The organism is Limnothrix sp. CMB-01 (assembly GCF_055193175.1).
This window is the reverse complement of sequence record NZ_CM143720.1, coordinates 2,063,927-2,083,383: the sequence shown is the minus strand read 5'-3', so window position 1 is coordinate 2,083,383 and position 19,457 is coordinate 2,063,927. Positions and strand designations below refer to the sequence as shown.

Annotated in this window: 23 protein-coding genes; 7 read left to right on the top strand and 16 right to left on the bottom strand. The window is 55.7% G+C overall.

All coding sequences use genetic code 11. The features are described 5' to 3' along the window. Positions 1–20 precede the first annotated feature (20 nt). The gene (locus tag ACZA91_RS08850) at positions 21–1,100 is read right to left on the bottom strand and encodes a DUF1565 domain-containing protein (RefSeq protein WP_463186146.1); all 1,080 of its coding nucleotides are present in this window, start codon (positions 1,098–1,100) and stop codon (positions 21–23) included. Positions 1,101–1,274: 174 nt separating this feature from the next. Between ACZA91_RS08850 and ACZA91_RS08845 the strand changes: the two genes are divergently transcribed. Together ACZA91_RS08845 and ACZA91_RS08840 are read left to right on the top strand one after the other, a co-directional pair. Continuing rightward, complete coding sequence (locus ACZA91_RS08845; RefSeq protein ID WP_099532608.1) at positions 1,275–1,682, top strand: hypothetical protein; 408 nt, start codon at positions 1,275–1,277, stop codon at positions 1,680–1,682. Positions 1,683–1,882: 200 nt separating this feature from the next. After that, positions 1,883–2,104 (top strand): hypothetical protein, encoded by a 222-nt coding sequence (locus ACZA91_RS08840; protein WP_099532610.1) that lies wholly within the window; start codon positions 1,883–1,885, stop codon positions 2,102–2,104. Positions 2,105–2,297: 193 nt separating this feature from the next. Here ACZA91_RS08840 and ACZA91_RS08835 read toward each other — a convergent pair whose 3' ends face one another. The 7 genes from ACZA91_RS08835 to rpmF all read right to left on the bottom strand — a co-directional run bounded on the left by ACZA91_RS08835 (position 2,298) and on the right by rpmF (position 7,612). Beyond that, positions 2,298–3,407, bottom strand: a complete 1,110-nt coding sequence (locus tag ACZA91_RS08835; protein ID WP_463186143.1) for a pentapeptide repeat-containing protein — start codon at positions 3,405–3,407, stop codon at positions 2,298–2,300. Next, positions 3,382–3,663 (bottom strand): small RNA NsiR4-regulated ssr1528 family protein, encoded by a 282-nt coding sequence (locus ACZA91_RS08830; RefSeq protein WP_463186142.1) that lies wholly within the window; start codon positions 3,661–3,663, stop codon positions 3,382–3,384. The genes ACZA91_RS08835 and ACZA91_RS08830 overlap by 26 nt, the downstream gene beginning before the upstream one ends. Positions 3,664–3,857: 194 nt before the next feature. Beyond that, the gene (pyrF, locus tag ACZA91_RS08825; protein ID WP_463186140.1) at positions 3,858–4,637 is read right to left on the bottom strand and encodes an orotidine-5'-phosphate decarboxylase; all 780 of its coding nucleotides are present in this window, start codon (positions 4,635–4,637) and stop codon (positions 3,858–3,860) included. Positions 4,638–4,854: 217 nt separating this feature from the next. Continuing rightward, positions 4,855–5,088, bottom strand: a complete 234-nt coding sequence (locus ACZA91_RS08820; RefSeq protein WP_190355833.1) for a Calvin cycle protein CP12 — start codon at positions 5,086–5,088, stop codon at positions 4,855–4,857. 665 nt (positions 5,089–5,753) lie between these two features. Beyond that, the gene (locus tag ACZA91_RS08815; protein ID WP_234406703.1) at positions 5,754–6,188 is read right to left on the bottom strand and encodes a DUF2237 family protein; all 435 of its coding nucleotides are present in this window, start codon (positions 6,186–6,188) and stop codon (positions 5,754–5,756) included. A 161-nt stretch (positions 6,189–6,349) separates the two neighbouring features. Beyond that, positions 6,350–6,958, bottom strand: a complete 609-nt coding sequence (locus ACZA91_RS08810) for a sulfite oxidase-like oxidoreductase (protein WP_463186138.1) — start codon at positions 6,956–6,958, stop codon at positions 6,350–6,352. Positions 6,959–7,435: 477 nt separating this feature from the next. Beyond that, positions 7,436–7,612 (bottom strand): 50S ribosomal protein L32, encoded by a 177-nt coding sequence (gene rpmF / locus ACZA91_RS08805; protein ID WP_099532616.1) that lies wholly within the window; start codon positions 7,610–7,612, stop codon positions 7,436–7,438. Positions 7,613–7,842: 230 nt separating this feature from the next. Here rpmF and ACZA91_RS08800 point away from each other — a divergent pair, with 230 nt between their 5' ends. Continuing rightward, positions 7,843–8,409 (top strand): phycobiliprotein lyase, encoded by a 567-nt coding sequence (locus ACZA91_RS08800; protein ID WP_463186134.1) that lies wholly within the window; start codon positions 7,843–7,845, stop codon positions 8,407–8,409. 80 nt (positions 8,410–8,489) lie between these two features. Next, on the top strand, positions 8,490–8,762 hold the full coding sequence (locus ACZA91_RS08795; RefSeq protein WP_099532618.1) for a hypothetical protein: 273 nt from the start codon (positions 8,490–8,492) through the stop codon (positions 8,760–8,762). A gap of 123 nt (positions 8,763–8,885) precedes the next feature. Here ACZA91_RS08795 and ACZA91_RS08790 read toward each other — a convergent pair whose 3' ends face one another. From ACZA91_RS08790 to ACZA91_RS08775, 4 genes are all read right to left on the bottom strand, one after another. Beyond that, positions 8,886–9,566, bottom strand: coding sequence for a YkgJ family cysteine cluster protein (locus ACZA91_RS08790; RefSeq protein ID WP_190535519.1), 681 nt, complete (start codon positions 9,564–9,566; stop codon positions 8,886–8,888). A gap of 116 nt (positions 9,567–9,682) precedes the next feature. Beyond that, positions 9,683–11,044: a photosystem II reaction center protein CP43 gene (gene psbC, locus ACZA91_RS08785; RefSeq protein WP_099532620.1), complete on the bottom strand. Its 1,362-nt coding sequence runs from the start codon at positions 11,042–11,044 to the stop codon at positions 9,683–9,685. A 7-nt stretch (positions 11,045–11,051) separates the two neighbouring features. Further along, positions 11,052–12,110 carry a photosystem II D2 protein (photosystem q(a) protein) gene (gene psbD / locus ACZA91_RS08780; RefSeq protein ID WP_463182408.1) on the bottom strand — a complete coding sequence of 353 codons (1,059 nt, stop codon included), beginning with the start codon at positions 12,108–12,110 and terminating at the stop codon, positions 11,052–11,054. Between the two features lie 18 nt (positions 12,111–12,128). Continuing rightward, complete coding sequence (locus ACZA91_RS08775) at positions 12,129–12,302, bottom strand: hypothetical protein (RefSeq protein ID WP_190528080.1); 174 nt, start codon at positions 12,300–12,302, stop codon at positions 12,129–12,131. 716 nt (positions 12,303–13,018) lie between these two features. Between ACZA91_RS08775 and ACZA91_RS08770 the strand changes: the two genes are divergently transcribed. Together ACZA91_RS08770 and ACZA91_RS08765 are read left to right on the top strand one after the other, a co-directional pair. Beyond that, positions 13,019–13,585 carry a photosystem I assembly protein Ycf4 gene (locus tag ACZA91_RS08770; RefSeq protein WP_190533733.1) on the top strand — a complete coding sequence of 189 codons (567 nt, stop codon included), beginning with the start codon at positions 13,019–13,021 and terminating at the stop codon, positions 13,583–13,585. A 2-nt stretch (positions 13,586–13,587) separates the two neighbouring features. Next, positions 13,588–14,367 carry a peptidylprolyl isomerase gene (locus ACZA91_RS08765; RefSeq protein WP_242030915.1) on the top strand — a complete coding sequence of 260 codons (780 nt, stop codon included), beginning with the start codon at positions 13,588–13,590 and terminating at the stop codon, positions 14,365–14,367. A 242-nt stretch (positions 14,368–14,609) separates the two neighbouring features. Here the strand turns inward: ACZA91_RS08765 and ACZA91_RS08760 are convergent, their stop codons facing one another. Next, positions 14,610–15,095, bottom strand: a complete 486-nt coding sequence (locus ACZA91_RS08760) for a calcium-binding protein (protein ID WP_463186129.1) — start codon at positions 15,093–15,095, stop codon at positions 14,610–14,612. Between the two features lie 389 nt (positions 15,096–15,484). On the opposite strand from ACZA91_RS08760, the gene ACZA91_RS08755 reads away from it, so the two are divergent. Further along, positions 15,485–16,660 (top strand): beta-ketoacyl-ACP synthase, encoded by a 1,176-nt coding sequence (locus ACZA91_RS08755; RefSeq protein ID WP_463186128.1) that lies wholly within the window; start codon positions 15,485–15,487, stop codon positions 16,658–16,660. Positions 16,661–16,776: 116 nt separating this feature from the next. On the opposite strand, the gene ACZA91_RS08750 is transcribed toward ACZA91_RS08755, so the two are convergent. From ACZA91_RS08750 to ACZA91_RS08740, 3 genes are all read right to left on the bottom strand, one after another. Continuing rightward, a complete protein-coding gene (locus ACZA91_RS08750; RefSeq protein ID WP_463186126.1) occupies positions 16,777–17,901 on the bottom strand; it encodes an AI-2E family transporter in 1,125 nt (374 codons plus the stop codon). 186 nt (positions 17,902–18,087) lie between these two features. Continuing rightward, complete coding sequence (locus ACZA91_RS08745) at positions 18,088–18,702, bottom strand: chromophore lyase CpcT/CpeT (RefSeq protein ID WP_199312317.1); 615 nt, start codon at positions 18,700–18,702, stop codon at positions 18,088–18,090. Positions 18,703–18,857: 155 nt separating this feature from the next. Then, positions 18,858–19,448: a chromophore lyase CpcT/CpeT gene (locus tag ACZA91_RS08740; protein ID WP_099534772.1), complete on the bottom strand. Its 591-nt coding sequence runs from the start codon at positions 19,446–19,448 to the stop codon at positions 18,858–18,860. Positions 19,449–19,457 lie beyond the last annotated feature (9 nt).

Here is a 19,457-nt window from a genome sequence, read left to right as displayed (position 1 = left end):
TGGGGAATCTGAAGCTGGGATCATAGCCGTTGCAACGAGAGGATAGGGGCGATCGGGCGGAATCCTGGGGCGATCGATTGCGATCCCCCTAAGCCACCCCAAGACAGCAGCACCGATCCCATCACCCGCGATCGATCTAACTCATTGCCCACCGCCGAAACCGTCGTTCCCTTAGTGGCGTTGTAGATCGCATAGCGACCATTATTCAGAATGCGATTCTCGCCAGGACTGAAGGCCGTGCCCAAATCCGGCTGTGCGCGATCGATCATCACCAACCCATCGTTACTGTTGCCTTCAATTTGGTTACGGCGCAGCAGCGGTTGGGCCTGATTAGAAATCACCACCCCATCTCGGTTTTGGGTAATTTGATTATCTTGAATCACCGGGCTGGCATTGCCCCCGATCGCCAGGCCAAACCCCGTTGCCTGAAACCGGTTTTCGCGCACAATTCCCCCCGCATCACGGGTGATGGACAGGCCATTACCGCCGTTGTTTTGGAACCAATTTCGCAGAATTTGCGGTTGGGCCCGCCCCGTCACAAAAATGCCGTCGCGATGGTTGTTCAAAAGGCGGTTGTTGGCAATCACGGGCGTGGCTCCGTCGCTTTCCACCCAAATGCCCGTACCACGTGGCACAGGATTGCTGACCGTGACCCCCAACACCGACCCGCTCCCCGTCAGGGCGATCGCCACGGCCTGTTGAGAAAAACTGCGACTGCTGAAGCCGCCGGCCCCTTGAATGACCACCGCTTGGCCCTGGCCGTCGAGATCGCCGCTGAGGGTCACCCCATCGGGCACGCGCAGGGGAAACTGCTCGCCTAATTCCGCACTGTAGCGGCCCGGAGCCAGACGAATGGTGACCCCATTGCTGTATTGACTGGCATGGTCAAGGGCGCTGGTGATGGTGCGGAAGCTACCGCGGCCCGATCGAGCGGCCGCATCATTACCTTGGGGATCGACCGTTAACACCACGCTGGAACGGGCAGGCGGCTGAAACGGCCCGCCTAATGTCCCGATCGCCCCGACCAACAGCCCCAGCCCGATCGCCCGAACAGCCCGACCCGACCAGCAACGGGAAAAATGGCGCAGTGGCAGACCCATGAGATCACGCTCTGATCAAAACTAGGCTGCATTTTAAGCTGAATTGCGGGGCGATCGAGCCGGTCAGCCCAGCGGATGCGGTAGGATGGCAACACCAACTTTGTTGCAATTCCGTTACAAAATCTCGCCTCGATCGCTCGATTTAACGGCCCTTCAAACCCTGCCCTGCAAACCATGATTTACAGCAATCCCCACAGCACGCAATTCGTTCTGGTTACCCTGTTCTTTGCCCTGGCCTTTGGGCAAATTTTTAAGAACATGCTGGAATTTCAGGTGAACCGCTGGTATGAAAACCGCCGCACCCAGCCCACCGTGGAATATAAAAAGCCCCAAATGCGCATCGCCTACTTGGGTTTGGCAGTGTTCACCTTTTTGTGCATGGGCGAAAGCTTGAAGGTTTTGGGATTTTTCACCCTGTTGGCCTATGGGGTGAGCCTGTTGGTGGTGGTTCCCACGGCGATTTTCATTTGGCTGCAAATGGGATCGATGTTTAGCCTGATGGTGAAGGGGGGTTCCGCCGCGATCGACATTGAATCGAATTATGGTCTGTCGGCAGAACAGATCAAGATGAAGAATCAATAGCTTGAATTTAGGCCGCCCGATCGATTCGATCGCCCGATTGATTGCGGCCAAAATTCTGCGGGTCTTGATTTCAATCCCCCCATCGATCAAGATTTGCTTTAACAAGATTTGCTCTAATCAGATTCCCGCGCACCGCATCAAAGAGCGCAAGCTCCATCAAAAAAGTACAAACAAAAAGCACAAAAGCGCAAAACAAACCGATGAGTAAAAAGTGGACTTGGTACATCAAAGCCCAAGCGGGTGTCTTGCTGTTTCCCTTGGGTCTTTGTTTATTTGGGGAAGCGGTAACGCGCCGCATTAACGGCGATTCTTGGTTTTGGTGGGGCACGATCGCCCTAGCGGTGATTAATGCCGGTGTGGGGTTGATGATTGAAAGCGGCCTGATTGGTGGTTTTCCCCGCGACCAAAAACCCAATGAATAAATGAATAATTGGGGTCAAATCAATCAAAATGATCTGTGATCCCGCCATTGGATGATCCAGACATTCGCCCCTTAAGCCAACCATTGACCGATCGAGGCGATCGCCCAGTCAACGCGATCGCCCATGGAAATTGACCCGCTCGATCGACCCGTTCGATCAATCGGCTAGCGGGTTGATCGGGTTGATCAACGGCCTATTGCACCCAGCCGATCGCCCCAGACAGGTCAGCCCCACGGGTCACGGCCCCGTCTAAGGCGGCTCCGGTGAAATTGGTGTTGCGGGTCACGATGCTTCGCAAGTCTGCCTGAACCAGGTAGGCGCGATCAAGCCGAGCATCGGTGAGCACAGCCCCTTGCATCACGGCCCCGCCCATCTTGGCCTGTTGCAGATTCGTGCCAATCAGGCGAGCTTGCCGAAACACCGCCAAGCTGAGGCCCGCCCGCTGAAGATTTGCCTTGCTGAGGTCAGCTTGGGTGAAGTCGGCTCCCGTGGCGATCGCGCTGCGGAGGTTCGTTTCCAAAAACCGCGCCCCCACCGCCTTCACGCTGCTGAGGTTGGCTTCTTCCAAGTTGGTTTGCCGCAGACCCGCCCCCAACAACAGAGCATTGGCGAAGTTGGCTTGAAACCCGTCCGCGCCGCCCAGCTTGGCTTGGGAGAGATTGGCTCCTTCAAAATTCGCCATCACCAGGTTTGCCCCCAGCAGGGTGGCTCCCGTCAGGCTCGATCGCACCAATTTGCTCGATCGCAACTGAGCATCGGACAAATCCGCCCCATCCAACTGGGCAAACCGCAGATCAGCTCCCTGCAAGTTCGCTTCCTTCAGGCGACTGGCCACCAACAGGCTCTGCACCAAACTGGCGCGGGTCAGGGTGGCCCCTCGAAAGTTCGCTTCTCGCAGGCGGGCCTTGTCCAACACCGCTTCCGTGAGGTTAGCCCGCTGGAACTTGGCCCCACGCATCCGCGCATCGGTCAGGGTGGCCCCGCTCAAATCCGCATCCCGAAACTGGGCTTCTTGGCCGGCAATGCCATCGAGCCGGGCCCCGCGCAGGTTAGCCCCGTTCAAAACCGCTGCCGTCAGTGTGGCCCGCTGTAAGTCAACGCCCCGCAAGTCCAAGCCGCTCAGATCAACCCCAGACAGGTCGCACTCAACGCAGGCACGGGTGGTTTGCAACCGTTGCAGGGGGGTGAGCTGGTTGCTGGGGGCCGCCGCCAAGGGCTGGGCCCCCAAGCCCAAACCTAGCCCGATCGCCCCAAAAATCAGGCCCGATCGCCCGAGGCTATTTGCCGCCGTAGTAAAACGCAATTTCCTTCTCCTTGAGGGGGGTCAGGTCAGCATCCAGCAACATTTGATTTAATTCCGCTTGGGCAAAGTGCTTAGCCCCAATCCGCACAATTCGCGATCGCATGGTGTTGGTCACGCCGCTGCGTTGGCGCTGGGCTTCAATGGCCATCACCTTGCGATAGAGTTCCAGACGCGCGGCCGAGATCGGCGTTCCGTCAAAGTCAATCCCCTGCTCGATCGCCACATCGATCGCGTCTGCTCCAGTCGTTTGCGCCATGGTTTGACTAAATCCTTTTGGTTGAATCTTGGGGAATGAAAATGCCGTGGCCGATAAATGCGATCGCCACCGCCATCACAGAGTGCAATCGCAAAATGCCATCGCAAAGGGCAATTGCAAAAAACGCAATAGCAATAGGATGACATCAACCGCGATCGAACCGCTCACCCTCCTTGGGCGAAATTGCGTCGGGTCTAGCTGCTGGCGACCTCGGCCACCAATCGCTCCCAAGCGGCCACCGGATCCGCCGCCGCCGTCACAGGTCGGCCCACCACCAAATAACTGGCTCCGGCCGCGAAGGCCTCGGCAGGCGTGAGGGTGCGTTGTTGATCACCGGATGCGGCCCAAGCCGGCCGCACCCCAGGACAAACCAACAGAAAATCCGCACCACAGTGCGATCGCAAGGTGGCTGCCTCCTGGGGAGAGCAAACGGCCCCCGCCAAGCCAGCCGTTTTCGCCAATTGCGCCAAATGGGCGGTGTAGTCAGCCACGCCCGCAGACACCTGCAAATCGGCCGCCAAGCGATCGGGGCCAATGCTGGTGAGCAGGGTGACGGCAATCAGTTGGGGCGGCGTAACGCCCGCTTCGGTGGCTCCTGCGATCGCCGCCGCTTGGGCTGCTTCCAAGGCCGTCAGCCCGGCCGCCCCATGCACCGTCAACGAATCCACGCCATAACGCCCCACGGCCCGGGCCGCCCCAGCCATGGTGTTGGGAATGTCATGGAGCTTCAGATCCAGGAAAATCCGCTTTTGTCGCTGCTTCAGTTCCTGCACGATCGCAGGGCCCGCGCTGATGAACAGCTCCAAACCCACTTTCCAGAACGACACCTCCGGCAAGCGATCGACCCAAGCGATCGCCGCCTCATAGGTAGACACATCCAGCGCCACAATTACTCGATCGCCACTCACGGTTTTGTCCTCGATCGGCCCCATGGGCCCAAAAAGCAAAAACAGGATAACGCTTTGACTGCGCATCCTGTTGCTGCGGCCCTGGGGCCAGAATTTCAAACGAGAGCGAAAAAACCAACGCCTGAGCGCCAGCCCGCAAGCTGAGTCAGAAATCAGCACTCATGTGAGTGATTCGCCAGTGGCCGAACGCCCCAAATCATGAATCTTCAGGTGATCAGTCTTGGGATTTTGAATGGGGGTTCGGCTGCCAAACTTTTGCTAGATGACCGAGAAGCACTATGGCTTAGTCGTCGTAGAGACGGCATTCAGCCGCATCTGGGTTGTCATCGCAATACTTTTCAAAGGAATTCTTTTCAGGATGCCCTTCTTTTTGGTGCGATGCTTCGGCTTGCAGTTCTTCCAGTGCATCCCAAGCAGCCGCACATTCAGGCGAATGAACTCCATTCACACTGCACGCTTCGCGGGCAGCCTGCCGTTCTTCTTCGATTTGTTCGTGGATGTTGGTGTTGTCAGACACTTGACGATGGCCCTCCCAATAAAAGCCGAGTCCGTCCGAATAGTTTGGCAAAAATCTTCGCGATCGCGCCGCGAGTTTGCCAGAAAGTTTCGATCGGCTCTGGTGTCGTTGTTGGAACGACTCGATCGAGTCTTGGCGAAATGCCAAGGGTTAGGTTTGTTGCAACAGGGGCCCATCAGCCAGCACAACCGAGCATTAAGCCTGCACAGCAAATGCAGCGCAGATTCGGTGGCCAAGCCTCAAGGGTGTAGAGGACGAGTCTGGAACCGGGTAAGGTTCTCAGTCCCAAGGCCCACTCCCAATTCCATTGCTACTTGAGCCAAGCTAGGACGATCGCCTCATGCAGTGTTTTGCTGCGTTGGTGTATCGCTAGGGTGTTTGCCAAGCAGGTTGCTGACCTGTCTTCTACTGTACCCTGACCTGCCCTGACAATCTAGCGAAGAATTGTGGGAAAACCGTACTGCACAGCCCTGGAAACGACGGCTAGCCTTGCCTTGCAGCCCTTGGGAGTGATTACTCACCCTTGGTCTTTTGCAATGAGTCGCAATCAACCGAAATGCTATAGATTACGGGGATCACACCAAACTGGTCTAATCTGCCCAATTTGTCTAAGTTATTCATATTTAACTGGCCTGATTTGTTTATATTTAACTGGCCTAATTTGGTTAACTGGCCTGATTTGGCTGAGTCCCGTCTGAGCTGGCCTCAGGCGATCGGGACAAGGCATGGCGTTTTAAGGCCTCTAGGGGCACAATTCGCAGGGCCGCCTCATGGGTTGCTTGCAAATCCACGGGCGGAGCCGCTCCGGCCGCCACGGCCTCTAGCCACCGACTGGCGCATAAACACCACCGATCGCCCGGTTTCAGTCCCGGAAAATCAGCCCAAGGTAGCGGAGTGCTCAGATCATTGCCGCGCGATCGGGTGAATTCCAAAAATGCCGCCGTCACCTGGGCACAAACCGTATGGGATCCCCGATCGAGCGGCCCCGTTTCGCAACAGCCCGTGCGATAGAACCCCGTGATCGGATTTTGGCCACAAAGCGCCAGCGGCCCGCCCAAGACGTTTTTTGGCCCCTGGTCAGCGCCCTTTGATGGGTCAATGCCTTTTGATGGGTCAGATGGATCCGTTCGATCGCCAGCGGTGAAGGATTGCTGGTTTGGTTCTGGCCCTGGTTTCGGTTCCTGCTCGGGTTTGCGTCCGGTATTTTCAGTATTCATGCCAGGATTAATTGCAGGATTTGCGCCCATACTCCACATTCGGGTTAAAGAAACAAGCCACGCCCGGCGTACCGTTCCTCCGCCCAGGGTTCACCACGCTTGTGATAACCATTGCGTTCCCAAAATCCCAGGGCTTCGTGATCTAAAAATTCCAAGCCCTTCAGCCACTTGCCGCTTTTCCAAGCATACAAATGGGGAACCACCAACCGCAGCGGCCCGCCATGATCCGGGGGTAAAGGCTCGCCAAACAACGTGTGCGCAAAGAAGTTTTCCTCGCGCAGGAAGTCCTCGATCGCCAAGTTGGTGGTGTAGTCCCCATAGCAGTGCTGCATCACATGCACAGTTTTCGGATCTAGATCGATCGCCCGCATAAAGTCCGTCACCTTCACGCCGCGCCACTGCACATCCAACTTGGACCAGCGGGTAACGCAGTGAAAATCTGCCGTGAAGTCCGACTGGGGCATAGCCATCAGGTCATCCCAACGGAGCGTGACCGGCTGGGCACAACCCCAAGCCTCCAGTTCCCAATCCTCTAAGCGAATTTCCGGTGTATCACCATAGGTCAGCACCGGAAACCCCGTCGCTAGGTATTGACCCGGTGGCACGCGATCGCCCTGATTGGGTTCTGGTTTTTGGAAAAATTTGCCTAGCATAGTCACAGCACCGGGTAGAGACTGATTAGGAAAACAATTGCTTTAGTTTGCTGGCTCTAATTTTCTGGCTTCAATGAGCGGAATTTAGCTTGCTGGCTCTAGTTTTCTGGCTTTAATTTTTTGCCTGAGTGGTCTTGTTTTAGTGTTCTTGTGTTGATTTTAAAGCGCTCTCTTGGGACTTCCAATTTTAGTCTGGCTCGATGTTGACTAGGTTAATCCTGAGCAGCTCTGAGCAGCTCTGAACAGTTAAAAATTTAGCCATTCAGGATCACGAGCCAATAAACCAATCATTTCAATAGAAGAATTTTAATAACTAAGTAAATAGTGAATCAAGAATGAATTAAGTAACCATATGAATAGCTGGTTTAGAAACCCGATTGCCCCAAACTCGGGTCACGGGGCTAGGCAAAATAGACAAACGATCGAGGGCGGTGGTGGCGCACTTGCAGAGAGCGACATCAACCGCCGCAAGATGACTTATTCTTCGGTTTCGTCTTCGGTTTCTTTGGTGGGGAAGACAAAATTCGATCGACCGGTCAGGATCGACTTGCCCAGGGACAGGGCTTGCTGAGCACGCAAATTGGCTTTGCGCTTCCAAGTGGCACGGCGTTGATCGCGCTTGCCGTTGGAGGTTTTCTTCTTAGGGACTGCCATACGATCAGGTGTCGTGTCGCGACAAACAGACAACCTTTCGATTCTAGACTAGTCGGGTCGTGATCGCTAGACGGTCAATGGGGTTTCTCCCTAGGCAGCCACCCTGGATAATTCAAGCAGCGCCGTGCAAACCAAGTTGATACGCGATCGCCCTGGGTGATCGATTCGCCAGCGATCGATCCGGCCGGCTCAGCGTTCTGCCGCCATCCACCGCCCCTAACCACCGTCCGATGACTTTTCAAACCCTAAAACCATTTCAAACCTTTTTTGAGCATTGTGTTGGCGACTGGAGCGCCGAACGCACCTACCATTACTTACGCAGCCAAACCGTGGAGCGATCGCACACGGAATTTCAAATTCGCCCGATTTCACTCGAGCAAAAGCAACAAGTCCTACAGGACAATGAACGACCCGATCGGGCCGATCTCGACCAGATTCCGGGCTATCACCTCGACTTCCAAACGGTTTCCGAGCATGGCGAGCGGGTGGCCCAGAGCTTGAATTTTTTGTTCGTCCCCAACGCTGAAACGGGATCAATCCTGGAGGGCGACTACCTGCGCGATCGCGCCTACGAGGAAGCTAAACCAATGGTGGCCCAATTTCACTTCACCATCGCCACTCGGGAATTGATCATGACAACCCACTATCAACGGGTGGTGTCGGTGGATTCAATTACCCTGGTGAATCCTGCCCTTCGCCTGCGGCGAATTTTGAACTACCATCGCCCCGCCACAGCGGATGCGCCGTTGGATCAAATTGCGCTGGCGGGATTTGGTGTTGAACAGAAGATCAATTAGCCTAGAACCGTTGCGCCGGGTTCAACGGCTGGCAAGCAATCTGGACGAGACTGGGGCCGTGAGGGGCGATCGAAACAACAATGGCGAATTTTCGAGTGTGGCTCGTTTTGGTGGTTGGTTTCTTTCTGGCGGCGGAACTGTGGCAGTTGCTCCGAGCAGTGACGCTGCCCACTCCTCTACTGTGGGTGGGGGGCTTGGTTCTGGCCACCGCTTCCAATTGGCATCATCGGGCGGGCTGGCCCTTCAAGTGGTTAGATCAGTGGGCAGCGTTTTCCCGTTCCCAGTCCCAAGGGCCCGTTGCTCAACCGTTTCACGCGCCGGGTTCAGAGGTGCGATCGCCCGATCGTCGTTGAAATTAATCGTTGAAATTCACTGAAATTAATCACTGAGATTCACCGCTGAGATTGCCGCTGAAACCACCCTTGAGAGAAAAGGGCCCCTGTTGGTCTCAGGCGAAATTGGGAAAATTTAGCCAGTTACCCTGACCCGTTGTTCCTGGATTGTGGCCGATCGAGCATCAGTATCCCAAGCGCTTGGTGCAACTCTCCGGTGGCCAACGGAATCGCCAGGGCAACGCAAGCCGCCTGTAGCCCCGCATTCTGGGCTTCCAAGTCAAAAGTCTGGGCATCGATCGGCCCCGATCGCGCCGGCCATTGACCCGTTTCCCAACCCTGTTGGCAATCGGCAGCACAGGTGGAATAGTGCGATCGACAAGTGGCCGGCCGCACCGGATAGATTCCGCAAGTGCCATCGGATTCCAAAAAAGCACAGGGAATTTTATGACCCAGCCGATCGCCCGGGTTAATCAACTCAAGCTGCCCTAAGGTTTGCGCCAACCGCTCCAGGATCAGCCGCCGCTGAGCCATCGGCAGCTCGGCAATCCAATCGGCAATCACCTGGGCTTCGATCCCCGCGATCGGCACGTTCAGATAGCAGCACCAATCACAACCCCGATCGCAGGCCACAAGACAATCGGCCCGCTCCAGGCGCTCTGCAATCGCCCGATCGCCCGCAGCCCACAGTTCCCGTTGCAAGCGCAACAAACCAGGCAAGCCCGCCACCGACCACCGTTCGATCGCAGTCTGTTCCGTCTCTTGGGCTAATTGTTGTGCCCGTTGCCAGCGTTCTCGGGCGGCCCTGGGGTCAAGCTCTGCCATGTTTTTTCGCCTCGCCTGCAAAAACACAGAGACCCCCGACTAGCGAGGGTCTCTGTTAAGGGCGATCGGGTCATCCCGCAGGACAAACCCGATCAAATTGCCAATCGCTCGATCGATTAGTCGAGGTCGGGCATCGCCAGCGCGGGTTCGCTCTCGCGGTTGATCCCCTTCTCGAAGCCCGCTTCAGCCGCGCGAGCGCGACCAGCGTGCCACAGGTGACCCACCAGGAAGAAGAACGCCAACACAAAGTGCGACGTAGCCAACCAAGCGCGGGGCGACACATAGTTAAACGAGTTAATTTCGGTCGCCACACCGCCCACCGAGTTCAACGAACCCAGAGGAGCGTGCGTCATGTACTCAGCCGCGCGGCGAGCTTGCCAGGGCTGAATGTCATTCTTGATCTTGTTCAGATCCAAACCGTTGGGGCCGCGCAGGGGTTCCAGCCAAGGGCCTTGGAAGTCCCAGAAACGCATCGTTTCACCACCAAAGATGATTTCACCCGAGGGCGAACGCATCAGATATTTACCCAGACCCGTGGGGCCTTGAGCCGAACCCACGTTCGCACCCAAGCGTTGGTCACGGATCAAGAAGGTCAGCGCTTGAGCCTGCGATGCTTCAGGGCCGGTGGGGCCAAAGAACTCGCTCGGATAAGCGGTGTTGTTGTACCACACCATCGTCGAGGCAATGAAGCCCATCAACGACAGAGCGCCCAAGCTGTAAGACAGGTAAGCTTCACCAGACCAGATGAACGCACGACGCGCCCAAGCAAAAGGCTTGGTCAGGATGTGCCAGATACCACCGGCAATGCAGGTCAGACCCACCCAAATGTGGCCGCCGATGATGTCTTCCATGTTGTTCACGGAGACAATCCAGCCTTCGCCGCCAAAGGGAGCCTTGGTCAGGTAGCCAAAGATCCGAGCCGGGTTCAGCGTCGGGTTCGTGATCACGCGCACGTCACCGCCACCGGGAGCCCAGGTGTCGTAAACGCCGCCAAAGAACATGGCCTTGAACACCAGCAGCAACGCACCGCAACCCAGCAGGATCAGGTGATAGCCGATGATGTTGGTCATTTGGTTCTTGTCCTTCCAGTCGTAACCGAAGAAGGACGAGTACTCTTCGAGGGTTTCAGGGCCGCGGATGGCGTGGTAAATCCCACCCAAACCGAGCACCGCCGACGAAATCAAGTGCAGCACGCCCGTCACGAAGTAGGGGAAGGTATCCACCACTTCGCCACCGGGACCCACACCCAAGCCCAACGTGGCCAGGTGAGGCAGCAGGATGAAGCCCTGCTCATACATGGGCTTTTCGGGGATGAAGTGCGACAGTTCAAACAACGTCATCGCACCGGCCCAGAACACAATCAAGCCAGCGTGGGCCACGTGAGCACCCAGCAGCTTTCCGGACAGGTTAATCAGACGGGCGTTACCCGACCACCAGGCAAACCCGGTGGAATCTTGGTCACGGCCGCCCACGACCATTGCAGTATTAAAGGGCGTTTCCACGGGGCAGGACCTCTTCGGGGAAGATGAAGTTTTCGTGGGGTTGGTCTTGCGGAGCCATCCAAGCGCGGATGCCTTCGTTCAACAGGATGTTCTTCGTGTAGAACGTCTCGAATTCGGGGTCTTCAGCCGCCCGCAGCTCTTGCGACACAAAGTCGTAAGCTCGCAGGTTCAAGCCCAATCCCACAATCCCGATCGAGCTGGTCCACAATCCCATCACGGGCACGAACAGCATGAAGAAGTGCAGCCAACGCTTGTTCGAGAACGCAATCCCGAAGATTTGCGACCAGAATCGGTTCGCCGTCACCATCGAGTAGGTTTCTTCGGCTTGGGTCGGCTCAAATGCACCAAAGGTGTTCGCCTTTTCACCGTCTTGGAACAGGGTGTTCTCTACTGTTGCACCGTGAATGGCACACAGCAACGCACCGCCCAGAATCCCGGCGACACCCATCATATGGAACGGATTCAGCGTCCAGTTGTGGAACCCTTGCAGGAACAGCAGGAACCGGAAGATCGATGCCACTCCAAAGCTGGGCGCAAAGAACCAGCCCGATTGACCCAACGGGTACATCAGGAACACCGACACAAACACCGCGATCGGGCCTGAGAAGGCGATCGCGTTGTAAGGACGAATCCCCACCAGTCGCGCAATCTCAAACTGACGCAGCATGAAGCCAATCAGCCCAAATGCGCCATGCAACGCCACAAAGTTCCACAGGCCGCCCAACTGGCACCAGCGCACGAAGTCTCCCTGGGCTTCGGGACCCCACAGCAGCAGCAGCGAGTGACCCAAGCTATTCGCCGGGGTGGACACGGCGACAGTCAGGAAGTTGCACCCTTCCAGGTACGACGAAGCCAATCCGTGGGTGTACCACGAGGTGACGAAGGTGGTGCCGGTCAGCCAGCCTCCGAGGGCGAGGTATGCGCAGGGGAACAGCAGCAGACCCGACCAGCCGACGAAGACGAAGCGATCCCGCTTCAGCCAGTCGTCCACTACGTCGAACCACCCGCGTTCCGTGCCCACGCGTCCAACTGCGATGGTCATGGAGTTCCTCTCTATCTGTTAACAGAGGTTCAAAATTGCGATATCTACGGTCGTGAGGCGGGTTTGAAGCACTTCCGGTTCCGTAGAATTTTGACCCGTCTCGCGATCGGGGCCTGGGCAACGATGAGAATCCGCAGGGGGTTGGGGCATGAGTTGCACTTCCACCCAGAAGAGCGCCGTTGCCGATGCCATCGATTGCTGAGATCGGTTAATTTTTCTTAACCTACCACACTCATTTCGGGTGAGGGTAGGGCGATCGCAAGTCTGGCAACCAAATCAGAAAATTTGGACTGGTTTCCAGGGTTTAGTCGAACGATCACATCGATTACAAATCTCATGATAATTGAAGGGGCGATCGGGGGGGTGGGGAATCTCGTAACGGAGTTGATCAAACCCAGGCGAATCGCGTCAATCGGGCCCGCTGGCGGGATCACGGGCGGCGGAAACCCTTCCGATCAACTTCAGACTAATTTAAGAATTGCGGGGATCAACGCACGGCTCCGTAACAGACCACTGCCAATTCCCATGCCAATCCACAGCCCATGGGTGGTCAATCTCGCAGCCCGATCGCGATTCAGCGCCAAGTCACGATCACCGAGTTCGCGGCTCCGGGTGATCGCGCTGTTGCGATTTTTTTCATTTCCCCCAATCTAAGACCTTCGTTAAGAAAAAATAAGTAATTATGCTTAATGTTTGTTAGCCATTCTCGGATCGTTGTCTTTCGCCAAGATTTTTAGGAATCTGCCAAGTTTGCTTAGACTGTTGAAGGGACGGTTCCTGATGGAGCAACCGGGCCCGATCAAATCATGGCCGGTCTGAGCCAACAGTTTGGGGCAAACAAGCGTTTCATCCCCCCTGCGTTCCCACACCTGTTTTCGATACACAAGCAATTTTTAAGCCATACACCTATGACTGTCTCCACCGATCCCCAATCCGATCGCCTGTTGCGGACGGAGATTGTCGGCGCGCGCCGTCTCAGTAGCTATGCGATCGCCACGATCGTCACCATCGGCGCTACGGGCTTTTTGCTTGCCGGTTTGTCGAGCTACCTGGGCGTGAATCTGCTGTTGTTCTCAGACCCCACCAAGCTCGTGTTTGTCCCCCAAGGACTGGTGATGGGGCTGTATGGCACTGCCGGATCACTGCTGGCCACCTATCTGTGGTTAACCATTCGCTGGAACGTGGGCGGTGGTTATAACGAGTTCGATCGCACCACGGGTAAAGCCACCATTTTTCGCTGGGGCTATCCCGGCAAAAATCGTGAAGTGAAGCTCACCTGCGACCTGAGCGCGATTCAATCCGTGCGCGTAGACCTCAAGGAAGGGATTAACCCCCGGCGGGCCTTGTACCTGCGAGTGAAGAATATGCGCGATGTTCCCCTAACCCGTGTGGGCCAACCCCTGTCCTTGACGGCACTGGAAACGGAAGGAGCCGCTTTGGCCAAGTTTCTGCGTGTGCCGCTGGAGGGTCTGTAACGATGAACTATTTAGCAACCTACTGGATGAAAACCTGCGCCAAAGCATTCCGGGGGCTATGGCTGGCCCCGATTGCCGCGTTGCTGGTTTTTTCGACCGCGGGCTGTGCTGGCCAGCCGGCCGATAGTCGCCAAGTGAGCAGCCCCGCGCCGTCGGTTGCCGCCACGCCGGCCCAGTTGCCCGCCGGTTTGCCCCAGTTAACCGGAAAAGCAACCGTGACCATGACCATCAAGGGTCAGCCGGTGGAAATTGAGGTGGACGGAACCAACGCACCCATCACGGCCGGAAATTTTGTGGATTTGGTGAACCGTGGGGTATATGACGGCTTGATGTTCCATCGGGTGGTGCGGGAGCCGGTGCCCTTTGTGGTGCAAGGGGGCGACCCGCGCAGCAAGGATCCCAAGGTTCCGATCACGGAGTTGGGGATGAGCGGTTTCACGGATCCCAAAACGGGCCGCGAGCGCACCATTCCCCTCGAAATTAAGCCAAAGGGTCAAGCCCAACCGGTTTATAGTGCGACGTTCCCCGATTTGGGCATTGCAGAAACACCGGTTTTAACCCACAAGCGGGGCGCGGTGGCCATGGCGCGATCGATGTCGCCGGATTCTGCCTCGTCGCAGTTTTACTTTGCGCTAGCGGAGTTAACGCCGTTGGATGGTAGCTATGCGGTGTTTGGCTATGTGACCAAAGGCATGGAGACGATCGACCAGGTGCAACAGGGCGATCGAATTGAAAAAGCCAGCGTCACGGCAGGTCTGGAAAATCTGAAAACCACGCCCTAGTCCAAGCGATCGCAAAATTCAGTCTGCAAAATCACGCTCGCGTCCAACCAGGGATTTCCTAAGCCTGTTTTTTCAAGCTTGAATTAAATGAAAAGCAGATAAGTTGATTAACTTACCTGCTTTTTTATTGGGCACATTTTTCAATTTGTGTCAGCAGTGCAATCAGGCTATCGACACTCGATAACTTTCAACAATCGATAGCCTTGAAACAGGACTCAACCTAACTTTTGCGAGGCCGGTTGCTATTCAAAAACAAAGTTCTCTCGACCCAAACGTGCTGGGGCGACGTTATCAATAGTCACCACATCAAGCCCATCGAAACGAATCACAGAACCTGATCCTCGTGCAGAAATTTGCAAGCCACTGTAGCGGCCCACAACTCCCTTAAACACAATCAAGTCCACATCGGGAGTGAAATCAGTAATCGTGTTAATTCCCGCAGGCAACGAACCATTAGTCACAACAAAGCGATCGCGCCCTTCTCCTCCAGTGAGACGAGAGCTACTACCCGCATAGAGAATGTCATCACCTTGGTCGCCAAAGAGCTGATCGTTGGCAAAGCCCAATAGTGTGTCGTTACCTTTTCCACCGCGCAACGTGTTACGGCCTACGCCGCGAGACAGCAAGAGATCGTTACCCTCATTGCCGTTAATTGTTGCGTTACCAGCGCCAGTCAATGTGTCACCCTTGGGGGTAGATACAGTTGTCCGATTAATATTGAGTGTCATGACTGATGGAAGCCATAGCCGCAGAGATTAGGCGAATCATAACAACTAAGTTTTAGAATTTCAGTCTCGCGCGCTATTGTCAATTGTTAAATAATCTGATAGAGAGCCATACTCTTGCAAAAGAGTTTAATGAACGATTTTTAAGAAAGCCGCCAATTTCAATTGATCTTTGTTGTTTGATTAAAAAACGTCAAAATAAGCGTTGATTTGATCTGTAATCCTTAAGAAAAATTTCCTGAAAACAGTTATCATTAGCAATTGTGAGGCAATATTTCTATAAAGAGTTTCCAAAATACCAAAGATTTAATTTAAAGATTATTACTGAATGACAGCAACATCAGATTAACAAATCATTCATAAATTACTTTTGAGCGATTTGAACGTTTGAAATGAATCACATTCAAGAGAAATCCAGAAGGATTGTAGTCACTGGTATTGGATTGACTTCAGCTCTGGGTAATCGAAACGTTACTTGGCAATCACTGCTTGCTAGGCAATCAGCCATTCAACTCCATCAACCCTTTGTTTCAATTCCTGCGCGTCCATTAGCACTAATTGATTCGGAGCCAATTGAGCTAACACGGTTAGTAGACCAGGTAACTCAAGCAGCTTGGGTTGATGCAACCACGGTTCCCATTGATGCACCTATTGATCCAGATCTTGTTGATCAACATCTCGGGGTTTGTGTGGGATCCAGCCGCAGCTATCAGGGAGTTTTGGAGCAATACGCCGCCGGGCAACACCCCTTGGATGATCAATGGTTAAGGCATTTGCCCCACGGCCCAGCGGTGCGGATCGCCCAACAATTGGGGGCAGGGGGCCCGCTGCTGGCTCCGATGACTGCCTGCACAACCGGGATCAGCGCGATCGCCCGGGGAGCGGACTTAATTCGGGAAGGCTGGTGCGATCGGGTCTTGGCGGGAGCCGTGGAAGCCCCGATTACGCCCCTGACTTTGGCGGGGTTTGCCCAAATGGGGGCCCTGGCGGCCACGGGTTCCTATCCCTTTGACCGATCGCGCGAGGGGCTGGTGTTGGGAGAAGGGGCGGCTCTGCTGGTGTTGGAAGCGGCCGACCTGGCCCGATCGCGCGGAGCCAAAATCTATGGAGAAATTTTAGGGGCCGGCTTCAGCACCGATGCTTATCACCTCAGCGCGCCGGATCCAACGGGGCGATCGGCTCGGATTGCGGTGCATTGGGCCCTGGAACGTAGCGGCTGGCGACCGGAACAGGTGGACTATATCCACGCTCACGGCACGGCCACCAAGCTGAATGATGCCCAGGAAGCCAATTTAATTCAAGATCTTTTTCCCCAACAACCGCCCGTGAGTTCCACCAAAGGAGCCACCGGCCATACACTGGGGGCTTCCAGTGCCTTGGGCGTTGCGTTTTGTCTTTTGGCGATCGAGTCCGGCCAGTTGCCGCCCACGGTGGGATTGCAGGATCCAGGATTTGCCGGGTTTTGGCTGCAAACCTCGATCGCCCGACATGTCGATCGAACCCTTTGTTTTGCGTTTGGGTTTGGCGGCCAAAATGCGGTGCTCGCTGTTCAGCGATTTGAAGATTGAGAGTTGAGGATTGAGGAACAGGCTAGGCCGTCAATTTGCAGCAACCAGATTTGCAGCAACCTAGAAGCCTGGAGAGGCTCAGCACTTTAGCTTTCCACAATCCTGCGGCCCGACTCTCAGCGATCAGGTGTGGATTGCACTGGGCGATCGGGTCGAGCGGTTTTGACGGGCAAGGCGGAATCGGTTGCCAAAGTCCAGCCATGATTGGGCGATCGCCACAGTTCGATCGCGCTTTTGATCGTTCCCGCCAACGGAACCGCCAAAACCACCCCCAACAAGCCACCCACCTTAGCCCCCGCCAACAGGGACAACAGCACCCAAACTGGGTTCAGCCCCGTAAATTGCCCCAACAGGCGCGGAGCAACCGTATTTTCAATAATTTGATCCACCAAAAAGGCCAACAAAAGCACCTGTAGCCCCAGCCAAAAACTCTTGACCGCTAACAGCAAGCTCACCACCACAATGCTGATTCCCGCGCCAAAGGGCACTAGCGTCATGACCCCAATGCCCAGACCAAACAGCAACCCAAACGGCACTTGCAGCATCAGAAAGAGCAACACCATGGCCACCCCGATCGTGGTGGCCAAAGCCGCTTGACCGGCGTAGTAATTTTGGAAATTTTGGCGAAAACATTGGCGCACCTGCTCCCGTCGCTCGGGCGGCAACCAACTAAAAAAACCATCCCAAAATTGCTCGCCCCGCAACAGCAAATAAACCGCCAACACCATCGCAATCAGAGCATCAAAGGCCCGCCCAGCCATTTGCACCAACAGGCTCACCAGTTGGGTGGTTAGGTTTTGAATTTGGGCTGAGAATTGGGCGATCGCCTGGGTTCCCAACTGCTGAAGGTCGATCGGGAGCCGCTTGGCAATGGCCCAATTAGACAGGTTTTCAAGCTGTTGCCGACTCGAAGCCACCCAACCGGGCAACCCATTGGCAAAGGCGGCAAATTGGTCATAGAGCACCGGAGCCAGCGTTAGCCCCAACAGACTCACAATCCCCAAGGTCAACAGGACGATCGCCAACACCGCAAATTCCCGCCGCACATGCCAGCGTTTTCCCTGCGCTTCCAGCCACCGCACGGGATAGTCCAACAGAAAGGACACCAGCGTGGCCACCACGAAGGCAGACAGCAGGGACTGAAAGTAATTGAAGACCTGAAGCAACATCCAGCCGTTCAAAAACGCCAGCGGCAACAGCAACCCCAATAAAAACCAGCGCAGGAGTGATCGGATGGACATTAATTATCGAGATTGATCGAAGTCGAGCGGCCACCCCAAAAACGGAGGAGCCGCGCACTGAAAATGGTCAAGGCAGCTCACTCAGGCTTCCACCGTCGCCCAGCGCAGCGGAACTGATGGCAATCATTTTGGCGCAGGGAAAGCCGACCGTGGAGATCGATCACCCTTCCCCGCTGCCACATCGCCCTAGGGAGCCACCACCTCATCGGCAAAGCTGGCCACCTTCACAAAGTCAAAGGGCCCGGCCACCGCCCCCCACACATGCTCATCGGTTTCCGGGTCGCGGCCCCGATCCCAGCTCACAAATCGATCGGCTGTGATTTCAAACTGACTATCCAAGTAGGTTTCCTTGCCCTTGCGCGTGACCATGCAGGCCTTGCCGGGTTCCACCTGGCCCGTGAAGGTTTGCCCTGTCCGGCTCACCAAAAAATTGCAGTGACAGAGCCGCTCCAGGCGATCGGCCGTCAGCGCTTGCAGGCGATCGGGCTGTCGAGAAGCACCAAAAAATTCCTGCTCATGGGCAACGGCATAGTTTTCAATTTGGATTTGCCCATCCACCTCAATCAACTTCAACACCCGCACACGATAGGGCTGGTTGAGGGCGTAATCATAGGCCTGTTCCACATAGAAACTAATGCCGCCTAGCAGGGCGACCGGCAGGGGCCGCATACAGACCCGAATATGGGCGAAAAAGGGCGGATTTTCAAACGCTTGGGCTTGGTTGCTGAAGTCGGCGGCCATCCAACGGCCAAGGGTCACCAAATCAGCAGCGGGGGCGATCGCTTCAGACACTTGGGTCATGGTGTGATTAATCGGGGATTTCGTAAGGATTGAAAGGAATGAATGGTTATCGGAGCGAATCAAAATCGATCCCAACAATGGCGAGGGCAAGGCTGACCCCTGCCCGCAGCGGATGACCGTTGCAGTTCGTTGCAGTGGCTCCCCGCGATCGCATCTTAATCGCCAACGCGCCGATAGCGAAATGGGCCCATGATTGCCCCCCAAATCGGTTTGCCTGTGTCGGGATCGATGCCCTTGTCGTAGCTGAGAAATTCGCCCGATCGCACCTCAAACCCCAAGCTCACCTGGCGCAATTGCCCATCGGCCTGGAAACAACAACGCCGATCGGGCGGAAGCTGGGCCCGGAAACCTGCATCCTCTGCCAAAACCGCCATGGGCAACAGGCAACCGGGCAGTGGCTCCAAGTCCGCCAAGGTCAAGGGTTCCAAAATAGCGGGATCCAACCCCCCGCCGCGCCACCGCTCCGGCTGTCGCAGGGCAAAGTAGGCCACCGCCAGCGGAAAATCAGGATCAGAGGTGGGAGAAATCTGGAACACCCTGGGGCGATAGATTTTGGCAAAGGTGGGGGCGCTGGCCTGTTCCGCATAAATCCCCAAGTGACCGGGCCCAAAGACCCCGATCGATCGATGCCACAGCCGCACACCCACGTACCAAGTGGGATCCGCCAGGGCCTGTTCCCGATTTTCAAAAGTCCCCGGCAGCCAAAGGGCCAGGCGATCGAGCCAAGCAGAAACGTGATGGGTCATGGGAAACCA